The 13,471-nt window shown below is 71.6% G+C and carries 14 protein-coding genes; 3 read left to right on the forward strand and 11 right to left on the reverse strand.

Annotated features, from left to right (window positions below):
* Window positions 1-44 precede the first annotated feature (44 nt).
* On the reverse strand, window positions 45-1,643 hold the full coding sequence (locus NMQ01_RS08300; protein WP_255183481.1) for an ABC-F family ATP-binding cassette domain-containing protein: 1,599 nt from the start codon (window positions 1,641-1,643) through the stop codon (window positions 45-47).
* 116 nt (window positions 1,644-1,759) lie between these two features.
* On the opposite strand from NMQ01_RS08300, the gene NMQ01_RS08305 reads away from it, so the two are divergent.
* On the forward strand, window positions 1,760-2,686 hold the full coding sequence (locus tag NMQ01_RS08305) for a neutral zinc metallopeptidase (RefSeq protein ID WP_255183482.1): 927 nt from the start codon (window positions 1,760-1,762) through the stop codon (window positions 2,684-2,686).
* A gap of 7 nt (window positions 2,687-2,693) precedes the next feature.
* Here NMQ01_RS08305 and NMQ01_RS08310 read toward each other — a convergent pair whose 3' ends face one another.
* From NMQ01_RS08310 to NMQ01_RS08355, 10 genes are read right to left on the reverse strand one after another with little or no spacing between them, the layout of a single operon-like run.
* Window positions 2,694-4,721 (reverse strand): BNR-4 repeat-containing protein, encoded by a 2,028-nt coding sequence (locus NMQ01_RS08310; RefSeq protein WP_255183483.1) that lies wholly within the window; start codon window positions 4,719-4,721, stop codon window positions 2,694-2,696.
* Between the two features lie 54 nt (window positions 4,722-4,775).
* Window positions 4,776-5,363: an acVLRF1 family peptidyl-tRNA hydrolase gene (locus NMQ01_RS08315; RefSeq protein ID WP_255183484.1), complete on the reverse strand. Its 588-nt coding sequence runs from the start codon at window positions 5,361-5,363 to the stop codon at window positions 4,776-4,778.
* Window positions 5,364-5,376: 13 nt separating this feature from the next.
* On the reverse strand, window positions 5,377-5,706 hold the full coding sequence (locus NMQ01_RS08320; RefSeq protein WP_255183485.1) for a metal-sulfur cluster assembly factor: 330 nt from the start codon (window positions 5,704-5,706) through the stop codon (window positions 5,377-5,379).
* Entirely contained in the window at window positions 5,703-6,173 is a 471-nt protein-coding gene (gene sufU / locus NMQ01_RS08325; protein ID WP_084451629.1) for a Fe-S cluster assembly sulfur transfer protein SufU, read from the reverse strand. Before sufU ends, NMQ01_RS08320 begins: the two co-directional genes overlap by 4 nt.
* Window positions 6,173-7,453 (reverse strand): cysteine desulfurase, encoded by a 1,281-nt coding sequence (locus NMQ01_RS08330; RefSeq protein ID WP_255183486.1) that lies wholly within the window; start codon window positions 7,451-7,453, stop codon window positions 6,173-6,175. The genes sufU and NMQ01_RS08330 overlap by 1 nt, the downstream gene beginning before the upstream one ends.
* A 2-nt stretch (window positions 7,454-7,455) precedes the next feature.
* Window positions 7,456-8,235 (reverse strand): Fe-S cluster assembly ATPase SufC, encoded by a 780-nt coding sequence (gene sufC / locus NMQ01_RS08335; RefSeq protein WP_255183487.1) that lies wholly within the window; start codon window positions 8,233-8,235, stop codon window positions 7,456-7,458.
* A 28-nt stretch (window positions 8,236-8,263) separates the two neighbouring features.
* Window positions 8,264-8,599 (reverse strand): non-heme iron oxygenase ferredoxin subunit, encoded by a 336-nt coding sequence (locus NMQ01_RS08340; protein WP_255183488.1) that lies wholly within the window; start codon window positions 8,597-8,599, stop codon window positions 8,264-8,266.
* On the reverse strand, window positions 8,596-9,765 hold the full coding sequence (gene sufD / locus NMQ01_RS08345; protein WP_255183489.1) for a Fe-S cluster assembly protein SufD: 1,170 nt from the start codon (window positions 9,763-9,765) through the stop codon (window positions 8,596-8,598). The genes NMQ01_RS08340 and sufD overlap by 4 nt, the downstream gene beginning before the upstream one ends.
* Entirely contained in the window at window positions 9,765-11,186 is a 1,422-nt protein-coding gene (gene sufB / locus NMQ01_RS08350) for a Fe-S cluster assembly protein SufB (protein ID WP_255183490.1), read from the reverse strand. Before sufB ends, sufD begins: the two co-directional genes overlap by 1 nt.
* Entirely contained in the window at window positions 11,183-11,908 is a 726-nt protein-coding gene (locus NMQ01_RS08355; protein ID WP_255183491.1) for a metalloregulator ArsR/SmtB family transcription factor, read from the reverse strand. Before NMQ01_RS08355 ends, sufB begins: the two co-directional genes overlap by 4 nt.
* An 87-nt stretch (window positions 11,909-11,995) precedes the next feature.
* On the opposite strand from NMQ01_RS08355, the gene NMQ01_RS08360 reads away from it, so the two are divergent.
* Both NMQ01_RS08360 and NMQ01_RS08365 read left to right on the forward strand, forming a co-directional pair.
* Window positions 11,996-12,706 carry an ABC transporter ATP-binding protein gene (locus NMQ01_RS08360; RefSeq protein ID WP_255183492.1) on the forward strand — a complete coding sequence of 237 codons (711 nt, stop codon included), beginning with the start codon at window positions 11,996-11,998 and terminating at the stop codon, window positions 12,704-12,706.
* A complete protein-coding gene (locus NMQ01_RS08365; protein WP_255183493.1) occupies window positions 12,696-13,454 on the forward strand; it encodes an ABC transporter permease in 759 nt (252 codons plus the stop codon). Before NMQ01_RS08360 ends, NMQ01_RS08365 begins: the two co-directional genes overlap by 11 nt.
* The last annotated feature ends 17 nt before the right edge of the window (window positions 13,455-13,471 follow it).

Raw genomic sequence — 13,471 nt, forward strand, 5'->3', positions numbered from 1 at the left:
TGTTATGCGTCTCACCTGATGGAGCGCGAGGTGGGCCGGCGTGGTCAGGCGAGGGTGACGAGGTCCCGGTAGTCGGCGCTGTAGAAGTCCTCCACGCCGTCGGGCAGCAGCAGGATCCGCTCCGGCTGCAGCGCGTCGACGGCCCCCTCGTCGTGGGTGACGAGGACGACCGCGCCCTTGAAGGTCGACAGCGCCCCGAGGATCTCCTCGCGGCTGGCCGGGTCGAGGTTGTTGGTCGGCTCGTCGAGGAGCAGGACGTTGGCGCTGGAGACGACGAGCAGGGCGAGGGACAGCCGCGTCTTCTCGCCGCCGGAGAGCACCCCGGCCGGCTTGTCGACGTCGTCACCGGTGAAGAGGAAGGAGCCGAGCACCTTGCGCACCTCGGTCTCCCCCAGGTCGGGGGCCGCGGACTTCATGTTCGCCAGGACCGAGCGGTCCACGTCGAGGTTTTCGTGCTCCTGCGCGTAGTAGCCGAGCTTGAGGCCGTGCCCGGGCTCGACCTGCCCGGTGTCCGGTGCGTCGACCCCGGCGAGCATCCGCAGCAGCGTCGTCTTGCCGGCGCCGTTGAGCCCGAGGACGACGACCTTGCTCCCCCGGTCGATCGCGAGGTCGACGTCGGTGAAGATCTCGAGGCTCCCGTAGGAGCGGGAGAGGCCAGAGGCACGAAGGGGGGTCCGCCCGCAGGGCGCGGGGTCGGGGAAGCGCAGCTTGGCCACGCGGTCCTGGGTCCGCTCCCCCTCGACGCCGGCGAGCATCCGCTCGGCGCGCTTGATCATCTGCTGGGCGGCGGTGGCCTTGGTGGCCTTGGCGCGCATCTTCTCGGCCTGGTCGAGCAGGGCGCCGGCCTTCTTCTGCGCGTTCTGCAGCTCGCGCTTGCGACGGCGCTCGTCCGTCTCGCGCTGCTGGAGGTAGTTCTTCCAGCCCATGTTGTACTGGTCGATCTCGCAGCGGTTGGCGTCGAGGTGGAAGACGCGGTTGACGACGACCTCGAGCAGGTCGACGTCGTGGCTGATGATGATGAGCCCGCCCTTGTAGCTCTTGAGGTGGTCGCGCAGCCACGTGATCGAGTCGGCGTCGAGGTGGTTGGTCGGCTCGTCGAGCAGCAGGGTCTCGTGGCCGGAGAAGAGGATCCGGGCGAGCTCCACCCGACGACGCTGGCCACCGGAGAGGGTCTCGAGGGTCTGGTCGAGCCGGGCCTCGTCGATCCCGAGCGCCGAGGCGATGCTCGCCGCCTCCGACTCCGCGGCGTAGCCGCCGGCGGCCTCGAACTCCTCCTGCAGCCGCGCGAAGCGAGACATCGCCCGCTCCTGCGTCTCGGCGTCGGCGCTGGCCATCCGCTGCTCGGCCGTACGCCGGTCCGTGACGATGCGGTCGAGGCCGCGGGCGGAGAGGATGCGCTGACGCGCGGTGACGGTGAGGTCACCGGTGCGGGGGTCCTGCGGGAGGTAGCCGATGCCGCCGCTCGAGGTGACGCTCCCGGCGGCCGGCTGACCCTGCCCTGCCAGGACCTTGGTCAGGGTGGTCTTGCCGGCGCCGTTGCGTCCCACGAGACCGACCCGGTCGCCCGCCGCCACACGGAAGCTGGCGTCCTCGAGGAGGATCCGGGACCCGGCGCGCAGCTCGATGCCGCTGGCTGTGATCACGGGTGGTTCTCCTGCACGTACGAAGGGTCGGTCGGCGGCTAGTGTAAGTCGCGGATCCGGGGGTTCCCGCATCCGCGTGCATCGGTCGAGACCCTGCCCCCGATGGAGGCCAGCAGATGAGCATCAACGACAACGCGTCGCTCGACACCTCCCGCATGGGTGGTGGAGGAGGCGGCGGAGGCCGCGGCCCGGTCATCGCGGGTGGCGGCGGCATCGTCGGCGTCATCGTCGTCATCGTCATGGTCCTGCTCGGCTTCGACCCGACCGGGGGCGGCGGTGGCGGTGCTCCGCAGGACACGGCGGGAGCGGGCGGCGACTCCTGGGTGCAGGACAACTGCAAGACGGGCGCCGACGCGAAGAAGGAGCGCCGCTGCCTCATGGTCCTCGGCGAGAACAGCCTGCAGGACTTCTGGAGCGACCAGCCGGACCTGGCCAAGGCCCTCGACGACGCCGGGCAGCAGTTCCGCGGCCCGGCCCAGACGGTCGTCTACACGGGTCAGACCCAGTCCCAGTGCGGCACCGCGAGCAACCAGGTCGGGCCCTTCTACTGCCCCCTCGACGAGAAGATCTTCATCGACACCGACTTCTTCGACATCATGGAGCAGCAGCTCGGCGCCCAGGACGGCACGCTCGCCGAGCTCTACGTCCTCGCCCACGAGTACGGCCACCACATCCAGAACGTCTACGGCATCCTCGACCGCGCGCAGCAGGACCCGAAGGGCGCCGACTCGGGCGCCGTGCGCGTCGAGCTCATGGCCGACTGCTTCGCCGGCATGTGGATGAAGCACGCGACCGAGACCAAGGACGCCAACGGCGAGGTCCTCATCACCGACATCAGCGAGTCGGACATCAAGAACGCCATGGGCGCGGCCAAGTCCGTCGGCGATGACGAGATCCAGAAGAAGTCGGGCGGCGGCGTCAACCCCGAGAGCTGGACGCACGGCTCGGCGAAGGCGCGTCAGGCCTGGCTCCTGCGCGGGATGAAGACCGACTCGGTCAACACCTGCGACACCTTCGAGGTCAGCGACCCCAACAACATCTGAGCGGGGCTCAGCTGCCCGTCCAGTGACTCTCGCTCGTTGCCGAGCCCCACCCGCTCTGCGCCGGCACCTGCAGTCGGATGCGCGTGCCCTTCGGGTAGTAGCGGTTGATCCCCAGGTGCACCGATCCCTGCGTGTCGGTCACCGCTGAGTTGCGCCGCTGCTCGGTCCCGCCGGGGAAGCGCGCCAGCACCCACACCTTCGCGCCGACCCGGGGCGCGCCGTCCCGGACCTGCGTCACCGAGGCGCCGACGCCCAGGCCCCGGTCCCACCCGGGCAGCCACGTCGAGTCCAGGTCGATGGCCGTCGTGTCCGTGGCGGTGTCGACCGACGCGGTGCTCGCCCGCCCCCATCCGCCGGCAGCCGGCACCTCGACCCGCACCCGCGTCCCCCTCGGGTAGTAGCGGTTGACCGCGAGGTGCACCGATCCGTCGGCGTCGGTGAGGGCCGAGTTCCTCCGGCGCTCCTCTCCACCGGGCAGCCGGGCGACGATCCAGGCGCGCTGGCCGGGGACGCCGACCCCGCCGACACCCGCGGTGATCCGGCCGTCGATGCCCTTGCCCTTCGACCACCCGATCGGCCACGTCGAGCGCAGCTCGAGGGGCGCCGGGTCGGTCGTCTCGATGGAGACCGTCGTCGCCCACTGGCCCGAGCTGAAGGAGGTGTACGGGCCGGCGAGCCATGCCGTCGACACCGACCCGTCCTGCGCTCCCCACGGGGCGGCCGGGGTCCGGTTGCCCTTGGTCGACCCGTGCGTGACCGCACGCGCCTGCCAGGACGCCCCGTCGTCGCCCGTGCGGTACTCGTAGAGCTCGCGGCTGCCCACGTCCCCCTCCCCGCGGGAGAGGAAAACGCGGTCGGCGTCGTCGTGACGCAGGGTGATCCCCGACGGCTGCGCGCCGCCGGCACGGTCGAGGGTGCGCATCGTCCACGTGCCTGCGAGGTGGCGGAACCACTTGTAGGTCCACGTGCCGTCCTCGGCGCCCGTCGTCAGGACGATGGTGGGCACCCCACCCGACACGGCGATGTCGTAGACGCGCGCCCGGCCGTCGGCGCTGCGGCCGTCGTAGACGAGGGTCGCCTCGCGCGGGTCGATGGGTCGCGGGGCCTGACCGGCGCTCCCCGCGACCTCTGCCAGCGTGCGGATCGGGGTGCCGTCACTCTGGCGGAAGACCCCGTCACGCAGCGTCAGGTGGTACATCGAGCTGCGCTGCCCGGGCGAGGCCATCGTGTCGGACACCGCGATGTTGATGGTGCCGTCGCCCGCCGTCACGAACTTCGGGTAGGGCGGGTCCTCCCGCCCCTCGTGCGCGAAGAGGCGCACGGCCGGTGTCCACGACGCGAGGTCCTTGCTGCGCGTCATCACCCACGCGTTGTCCGACGTGCGTCGGGTGAAGAGGTGGTAGCGGTAGGCGGCGCCCTCCACCTGCAGCATCGTCGTGTAGGTCGAGGGGGCCGACTCCAGCCCCGAGCCGGTGAGCCGGAGCGTGGGACCGAAGCTCGACAGGTCACCCGGGCGCTTCGTGATGCGGTAGCGCGCGGGAACGCTCGAGTGCGCCGTCCAGAAGGCCGCGATCCGCCCGTCGGGCAGCTCGGTGAGCGAGGGCGCGTTGTGGTCGTCCGCCTGGAAGCGGGCGGCGAGGACGGTGTGCGACAGCTCGGCGCTCCCCCGGGCCACCTTGGTCACCTGGATGTCGCCGTTGTTGCGCACCGAGCTGAGATAGGTCGCGGTGCGCGTGCCGAGGACCCGCGGATCCATGTACCAGGACCACGCCGAGTCGGCGACGACCGCCGCGGTCCGCACCCCCGGCCCCAGGGATCGGCGCTGTGGGGCGCTCGCCACCAGGGACTGCGTCTGCGGCGTGCCCTGGTAGGCCTGCGGAGCCACCTCGCCGGGACGCATCCACGGCTCGGGCAGGGGAGGCGTCGAGGTCGGTGCGGGCGTCGGCGCCGCGGGATCGGCGGCGACCGCCGAGGCACTCACCACGGTCCACGAGACGCCGAGCGCCACGAGGGCGACGAGTGGTCGACGCAGCATGAGATCCCCCGATCCCCCGGGCGGGCCGCCGTCGGCCCGCGTTCGCGGGGCACTCTAGTCGAGCGCTCCTCCGTCGGTCGGCACCGGCGTGATCACGACCCGCACCGCCCGAGCCCGGCGCGCGGCGTCCCGCAGGACCGCCAGCCGTGGGTCGGGCAGGTCCCACAGGGTCCGGCGCGGCAGGTCCCGCAGGTGCGCCAGACGGGGGTCGTCGAGGACCTGCTCGGCCATCCTCCGGTCACCACCGAGGACGAGTGCGTCGACCGCGCCCGGCCCCAGATGGCGAAGGGAGATCTCCCGCACCTTGTCGAGCACGCCGTCGGCCTGGTTGCCACGCCGACGGGCATAGCGCTGCTGGCTCCAGCCGCCCTTCTTCGTCCGGGACTGCACGTAGGCGGTGCCGCACGTGTGCGCGGTGAGGTCACCCCCTTCGTCACGGCCGACGGCGTACCCGCCGCGCCGCACGAGGACCAGCCCGATCCGCTCGTGGTCGAAGCGCTCCCCCGTCGCCGTGGCGCCGTCACCGCCGGTGAGCACGACGGTGCCCGGCTCGTCGGCGCGCGTGACGCCGTCGTGCCGGGCACCGAAGCCCTCGACCCACCGGTCCAGCCGCTCGGGGCCGACCTCGACCGTGCGGGTCATCGTCAGGGGTCGCTCAGATGTTGAAGCCGAGGGCGCGCAGCTGCTCGCGCCCGTCGTCGGTGATCTTGTCCGGGCCCCACGGCGGCATCCAGACCCAGTTGATCCGGGCGTCGGCGACGATGTCGGCCAGCGCACCGTCGACCTGGTCCTCGATGACGTCGGTCAGCGGGCAGGCCGCGGACGTGAGGGTCATGTCGATGACGGCGTGGTTCTGCGGGTCGACGGTGATGCCGTAGACGAGGCCGAGGTCGACGACGTTGATGCCGAGCTCGGGGTCGACGACGTCGCGCAGGGCCTCCTCGACATCGGCGACATTGCTCGGGGTCGGGGCCTGGGCGGTCATGCGGACTCTCCTTCGGTCGTGCTGGGGACGTCGACGCCGGCCTGGGCCAGGGCGTCGGTGAGGGCCATCCAGCCGAGCAGCGCGCACTTGACGCGCGCCGGGTACTGGGCGACACCGGCCAGGGCGACGCCGTCGCCGATGACCTCCTCGTCGCCCGGGTCCTGACCACGGCTGGTCAGCATGTGCCGCATCGCGGCGTGGACGTCCATGGCGTCGTGGATCACCTCACCGGTGACCTCCTCGGCGAGGATCGAGGTGCTCGCCATCGAGATCGAGCAGCCCATCGCCTCGTAGGAGATGTCGGTGATGTGGGCGTCGGGGCCGGTGCCGTCGAGGTGGACGCGCAGCGTCACCTCGTCGCCACAGGTCGGGTTGACGTGGTGCACCTCGGCGACGTGCCCCTCGCGCAGGCCGTGGCCGACCTTGCGCTTGGAGTGGTCGAGGATGAGCTCCTGGTAGAGGTCCATCAGGCGGCCCCCCGATCGATGCCGAAGATCTCGGGCACCCGGTCGAGCGCCGCGACGAGCGCGTCGATCTCGGCCGGCGTGTTGTAGACCGCCAGCGAGGCGCGGGTGGTCGCCGCGACGCCGAAGGCGCGGTGCAGCGGCCACGCGCAGTGGTGGCCGACCCGCACGGCGACGCCCTGGTCGTCGAGGACCTGGCCGACGTCGTGGGCGTGCACCCCGTCGACGACGAAGGACACGGCCGAGCCGCGGTGGTAGGTGTCGGCGGGGCCGACGAGACGCACCCACGGGCGCTGCGCGAGCGCGTCGAGCAGCCGCGCGGTGAGCGCCTGCTCGTGCGCGGCGATGCGCTCTACGCCGATGTCCTGCATCCAGCGCACGGCGGCGCCGAGGCCGATCGCCTGGCTGGTCATCGGCACGCCGGCCTCGAAGCGCGTGGGCGGCGGCGCATAGGTGCTGCCCTCCATGCGCACGATCTCGATCATCGAGCCGCCGGTGAGGAAGGCGGGCATCTGCTCGAGCAGGTCGTAGCGACCCCAGAGCACGCCGATGCCGCTCGGGCCGTACATCTTGTGGCCGGAGAAGGCGAGCAGGTCGACACCCAGCTCGGCGACGTCGACGGGCAGGTGCGGCACCGACTGGCACGCGTCGAGGACCGTGATGGCCCCGACGGCGCGGGCGGCGGCGACGACCCGCGGGACGTCGGTGACGGCCCCGAGGACGTTGGACGCGTGCGTGAAGGCCACGATCTTGGTCCGCTCGGTGACCATCTCGTCGAGCTGGTCGAGGTCGAGCCGGCCGTCGGTCGTCACGCCGATCCAGCGCAGGGTCGCGCCGGTGCGTCGGCACAGCTCCTGCCACGGGATGAGGTTGGCGTGGTGCTCGGCCTCGGTGATGAGCACCTCGTCGCCCTCACCGAGACGAAGGGGGGACCCCGCCTCGGCGTTGGAGAAGGCATAGGCGGCGAGGTTGAGCGCCTCGGTCGCGTTCTTGGTGAAGACCACCTCGCGCGGCTGGGCGCCGATGAGCCCGGCGATGTCGGCCCGGGCGCTCTCGTAGGCCTCGGTGGCCTCCTCGGACAGCGCGTGCGCACCACGGTGCGGCGCGGAGTTGGCGGTGACGAGGAAGTCGCGCTCGGCGTCGAGGACGGCAAGCGGCTTCTGCGAGGTCGCGCCGGAGTCGAGGTAGACGAGCGGCTTGCCCCCGCGCACGGTGCGCTCGAGGATCGGGAACTGACCGCGGATCGCGGCCAGCTCCTCCTCGGGGATCAGCTGCGAGGTCATCGTCAGGCCCCTGCGGTCGTGGCGGGCTCCCCCGTCGCGATGAAGCGGTCGTAGCCCTCGGCCTCGAGCTGGTCGGCCAGCTCCGGGCCGCCCTCCTCGGCGATCTTGCCGTCGACGAAGACGTGGACGAACTCGGGCTTGATGTAGCGCAGGATCCGCGTGTAGTGCGTGATGAGCAGGACGCCGGCGTCGGTCGACTCCTTGGCGCGGTTGACGCCCTCCGAGACGACGCGCAGCGCGTCGACGTCGAGGCCGGAGTCGGTCTCGTCGAGGACGGCGAACTTCGGCTTGAGCAGCTCCATCTGGAGGATCTCGTGGCGCTTCTTCTCACCACCGGAGAAGCCCTCGTTGACATTGCGGTCGGCGAAGGAGGAGTCCATGCGCAGCTCCTCCATCGTGCCGCGGACCTCCTTGACCCAGGTGCGCAGCTTGGGGGCCTCGCCGTCGATGGCGGTCTTGGCGGTGCGCAGGAAGTTGCTCACCGTGACACCGGGGACCTCGACGGGGTACTGCATCGCGAGGAAGAGGCCGGCGCGAGCGCGCTCGTCGACGGACATCGACAGCACGTCCTCGCCGTCGAGGGTGACCTCGCCGGAGGTGACGGTGTACTTGGGGTGGCCGGCGATCGAGTAGGCGAGCGTGGACTTGCCGGAGCCGTTGGGGCCCATGATCGCGTGGGTCTCGCCGGACCGGATGGTCAGGGTGACGCCCTTGAGGATCTCCTTGGGGCCGTCTTCGGTCTCGACGCTGACGTGCAGGTCGGTGATCTGGAGCGTTGCCATGTCGGTTCTTTCGGTCGAAGGGGGAAGGTCAGTCGGCGAGGGCGACGAGCACGTCGCCGGCCTCGGTGACCTGGACGGTGTGGACGGCGACGGGCACGGTCGCCGGCAGGTGGCTGGGGGCGCCGGTGCGCAGGTCGAAGCGCGAGCCGTGCAGCCAGCACTCGATGGCGCAGCCGTCGACCTCGCCCTCGGAGAGCGAGACGTTGGCGTGGGTGCAGGTGTCGTCGACCGCGTGGACGGCGCCGTCCTCGGTGCGCACGATCGCCACGATGCGGCCACCGATGTCGGCCTTGGCCGCCTCCCCCACGGTCAGCTCGTCAAGGCTGCAGACGCGGATGTAGTCGGGCTCGGCGACGGCACTCATGCGGCGCCGCCCTCGAGCTCGACGTCGATCGCGGCCATGATCCGGTCGCTGATCTCCGCGTCGCCGATGCGCGCGACGATGCTGTTGAAGAAGCCGCGCACGACGAGGCGACGGGCCTCGTCCTCGGGGATGCCACGAGCCTGCAGGTAGAAGAGCTGCTGGTCGTCGAAGCGCCCGGTCGTCGAGGCGTGCCCGGCGCCGACGATCTCGCCGGTCTCGATCTCGAGGTTGGGCACGGAGTCGGCCCGCGCGCCGTCGGTGAGGACGAGGTTGCGGTTGAGCTCGTAGGTCTCGGTGCCCTCGGCGGCCGCGCGGATCAGCACGTCGCCGACCCACACGGTGTGGGCCGTCTCGCCCTGCAGCGCGCCCTTGTACTCGACATTGCTCGAGCAGTGCGGCGCCTCGTGGTCGACGAAGAGCCGGTGCTCGAGGTGCTGGCCGGCGTCGGCGAAGTAGACGCCCAGGCCCTCGAAGGAGCCACCCGGACCGGCGTAGGTCGCGTTGGTGTTGAGGCGCACGATGCCGCCACCGATGGTCACGGCGATGTGCCGCACGCTCGCGTCGCGGCCGACGACCACGTCGTGCTGGCCGAGGTGGTGAGCGTCGTCCTCCCAGTCCTGGAGCGTGACGATCGTCAGCTGCGAGCCGTCACCGGCGAGCACCGAGAGCAGCTCGGTGTAGTCGGCGGTGCCGGAGTGCTCGACGACGATCGTGCCGCGGGCGAAGCGCCCGACCCGCACGACGTGGTGCGCCCGCACGATCTCGCCGCCGGTGCCGGCGAGCGAGATGCGGACCGGCTCGGTGAGCTCGGCCTCGGCGGGGATGTCGATGAGCGTCACGTCACCGCCACCGGCGGCGACGGCCGCGGCACGGTCACCGGGCGCCGGCACGCCGAGGGCGCGGGCCTCCGCGGCCGGGACGACCGACCGGGTGACGCCCTCGGGCAGGTGGTGGGTCACGCCGAGCTCGGCGGACCCCCCTTCGTCCGCCAGGAGGTCGGTGAGCCGACCCACGGGGGTGAAGCGCCAGTCCTCCTCGCGGCCGGTCGGCAGCTCGAAGTCGGCCACCGACCACGAGCGCGTGCGCTCGGCGCGGGACTGGTCCGGGACCAGGGTGTCGGCGGAGTGGGTGTGGGCCTTGGGGCCCGAGTCAGCCAGAAGGCTCATCAGCCGACGGCTCCTTCCATCTGGAGTTCGATGAGGCGGTTGAGCTCGAGGGCGTACTCCATCGGCAGCTCACGCGCGATGGGCTCGACGAAGCCGCGCACGATCATCGCCATGGCCTCCTCCTCGCTCAGCCCGCGGGACATGAGGTAGAAGAGCTGGTCGGCCGAGACCTTGGAGACGGTCGCCTCGTGACCCATCTGCACGTCGTCCTCGCGGACGTCGACGTAGGGATAGGTGTCGGAGCGGCTGATCGTGTCGACGAGCAGCGCGTCGCAGACGACATTGGACTTGCTGTTCGTCGCACCCTCGAGGACCTGGACGAGGCCGCGGTAGGAGGTGCGACCGCCACCACGGGCGACCGACTTGCTGATGATCGAGCTCGAGGTGTTGGGCGCGGCGTGCACCATCTTGGCGCCGGCGTCCTGGTGCTGGCCCTCGCCGGCGAAGGCGATCGAGAGGGTCTCGCCCTTCGCGTGCTCGCCGAGGAGGAAGCACGCGGGGTACTTCATCGTCACCTTGGAGCCGATGTTGCCGTCGACCCACTCCATCGTGCCGCCCTCGGCGACCGTGGTGCGCTTGGTGACGAGGTTGTAGACGTTGTTCGACCAGTTCTGGATCGTCGTGTAGCGCACGCGGGCGTTCTTCTTCACGACGATCTCGACGACGGCACTGTGCAGCGAGTCGGTCTTGTAGATCGGGGCGGTGCAGCCCTCGACGTAGTGCACGTAGGAGCCCTCGTCGGCGATGATCAGCGTCCGCTCGAACTGGCCCATGTTCTCGGTGTTGATCCGGAAGTAGGCCTGCAGCGGGATGTCGACGTGGACACCCGGCGGGACGTAGATGAAGGAGCCACCCGACCACACGGCCGTGTTGAGCGCGGCGAACTTGTTGTCGCCGGCGGGGATGACCGTGCCGAAGTACTCGCGGAAGAGGTCCTCGTGCTCGCGCAGACCGGTGTCGGTGTCGACGAAGATGACGCCCTTCTCCTCCAGGTCCTCGCGGATCTGGTGGTAGACGACCTCCGACTCGTACTGCGCGGCGACGCCGGCGACGAGGCGCTGCTTCTCCGCCTCGGGGATGCCGAGCTTGTCGTAGGTGTTCTTGATGTCCTCGGGCAGGTCGTCCCACGACGCGGCCTGCTTCTCCGTGGACTTCACGAAGTACTTGATGTTCTGGAAGTCGATGCCGGTGAGGTCGCTGCCCCAGCTCGGCATGGGCTTCTTGTCGAAGAGACGCAGCGACTTCAGGCGCAGGTCACGCATCCACTGCGGCTCGCCCTTGCGCTCGGAGATGTCGCTGACGACGGCCTCGTTGAGGCCCCGCTTGGCGCTGGCACCGGCGGTGTCGGCATCGGCCCAGCCGAACTCGTACTTGCCGATGTCCTTGAGCCCGGGGTTGAGCTCTTCGATGTTGGTGCTCATCGGGTGGACCTCTCTGTGTGGGGACGCGCCCCCGCGGTGGGGACGAAGGTGGTGCAGACGTGATCGCCCTGGGCCAGGGTGGCCAGGCGCTGGACGTGGACGCCGAGGAGTCGGCTGAAGGCATCGGTCTCGGCCTCGCACAGCTCCGGGAACTCCGCGGCGACGTGCTGGACCGGGCAGTGGCCCTGGCACAGCTGGAGGCCGACGACGACGTCGTCGCCGACCGTGCGGGCGCTGGCAGCGTAGCCCTCGGCGCGAAGGGCGGACACCAGGGCCTCGGTGCGGGCCCGGGGGTGGTCGCCCGCGGCGTCGACCTGTGCGGCGCAGCGGGCCTCGAGGGCGCTCATGCGCTGGTCGGCGAAGGCACGGACGGCCTCGGGGCCGGCGGTGTCGCGCACGAAGCGGACCGCATCGGTCGCGAGGTCGTCGTAGTCGGAGGCGAGCCGCTCGTGGCCGGTGTCGCCGACGACCCACTCACGGGCGGGGCGGCCGCGGCCGCGCTTGCCGGCGTGCGGTGCCCGGCTGGTCACGGCGCCGGTCTCGGCGAGCTGGTCGAGGTGGCGGCGCACGCCGGTGGCCGTCAGTCCGAGGAGGGCGGCGAGGTCGGCCGCGGTGATCGGGCCGCGCTCGCTGATCATCGCGAGGACGCGGTCCCGGGTGCGGGCATCGCGGGTCGCGGCGTCGGAGTCCGACGCCTGAGGTGCCCGCGGGGAAATAACCACACATCCATGTTATGTAATTCGACGCAACACACAACAAAGGTATGCCTAACCCCACACCCGAAGGGGGTCTGCCTAGACTTGCCGCTCGTGACTGCTGCCGTCGTCGTGGAGGACCTGCGCCGCGTCTTCGGTGACACCATCGCCGTGGACGGGGCCTCGTGGGCTGCCGGCACGGGCGAGATCACCTGCGTCCTCGGACCCAACGGTGCCGGCAAGACGACGACCATCGAGTGCCTCGAGGGGCTCCAACGCCCGGACGGCGGGACCTGCCGCGTCCTCGGCACCGACCCGTGGCACGCCAGCGCCGAGCACCGCGCCCGCGTCGGGGTCATGCTCCAGGACGGCGGCCTCCCCCAGAGCGTGCCGGCCACCCGCCTGCTCGCCCACCTCGGCCGGCTCCACCGGACCCACCGCGCCGCGGAGCTCGTCGAGCGACTCGACATCACCCCCTTCGCCCGCACGCCGGTCCGGCGCCTGAGCGGCGGCCAGCGCCAGCGGGTCGCCCTCGCCGCCGCCCTGCTCGGCGACCCCGAGGTCGCCTTCCTCGACGAGCCGACCGCGGGGCTGGACCCGCACGCCCGTCTGGACGTGTGGGACCTGCTGCGCGAGCGGCGCGACGAGGGCGTGGCCCTCGTCGTCACGACGCACGGCTTCGAGGAGGCCGAGCGTCTCGCCGACCGGGTCGTCATCCTCGCCGGGGGCCGGGTCGTGGCCGACGGCACGCCCGACGAGATCGCCGACGGCGCGCGTCTCGAGGACGCCTACTTCGCGCTCACCGGAGGCCTGCGTGACCGCTGAGACCACGACGAGCACCGTCCAGCCGCGGGGCCGACGCGTCCTCGCGCAGGCGCGCTTCGAGGCCGAGATCCTCGTCCGCAACGGCGAGCAGCTGCTCGTCTCGCTCGTCCTGCCCGTGCTCGCCATGCTGGCCCTGACCGCGACCTCCTACCCGGATCTGCCCGAGCCGCGGATCGCCCTCGTCGCCCCCGGGGTGCTCGCCCTGGCCATCGTCTCCACGGCCTTCACCGGTCAGGCGATCCAGACCGCCTTCGACCGGCGCTACGGCGTGCTGCGCCTGCTCGCGACCTCACCCGTCGGAACCGACGGGCTGCTCGCCGGCAAGGCGCTGGCCGTCGCGTCCGTCGTCGTCGGCCAGCTCGTCGTCCTCGGGGCCGTCGCCGCCGTCCTCGGCTGGCGCCCCGACCCGGTCGGCCTGCTCGTGACGCCGGTGAGCGCGGCGCTCGGGGTCTGGGTCTTCGTCGCCCTCGCCCTGCTGCTCGCCGGCGTGCTGCGTGCCGAGGCCGTGCTCGCGGTCGCCAACCTCGTGTGGGTGCTGCTCGCGGGCGCCGGTGGCCTGCTGCTGCCCGGCGACACCTTCGGCGGGCTCGACGCGGTCGTGCGCTGGCTGCCGTCGGGCGCGCTCGGCGATGCCCTGCGCCAGGCCCTCACCGGCGACGGCGTGCCGCTGCTGCCCTGGCTCGTGCTCGTGGGGTGGGGCGCGGTGCTCAGCCTCGCCGTCGTGCGGGCCTTCCGCTGGCGGGACTGACTCCCCCTTCGCCTGCT

The sequence above is a fragment of the Janibacter sp. CX7 genome (genome assembly GCF_024362365.1).
Classification (GTDB): Bacteria; Actinomycetota; Actinomycetes; order Actinomycetales; family Dermatophilaceae; genus Janibacter.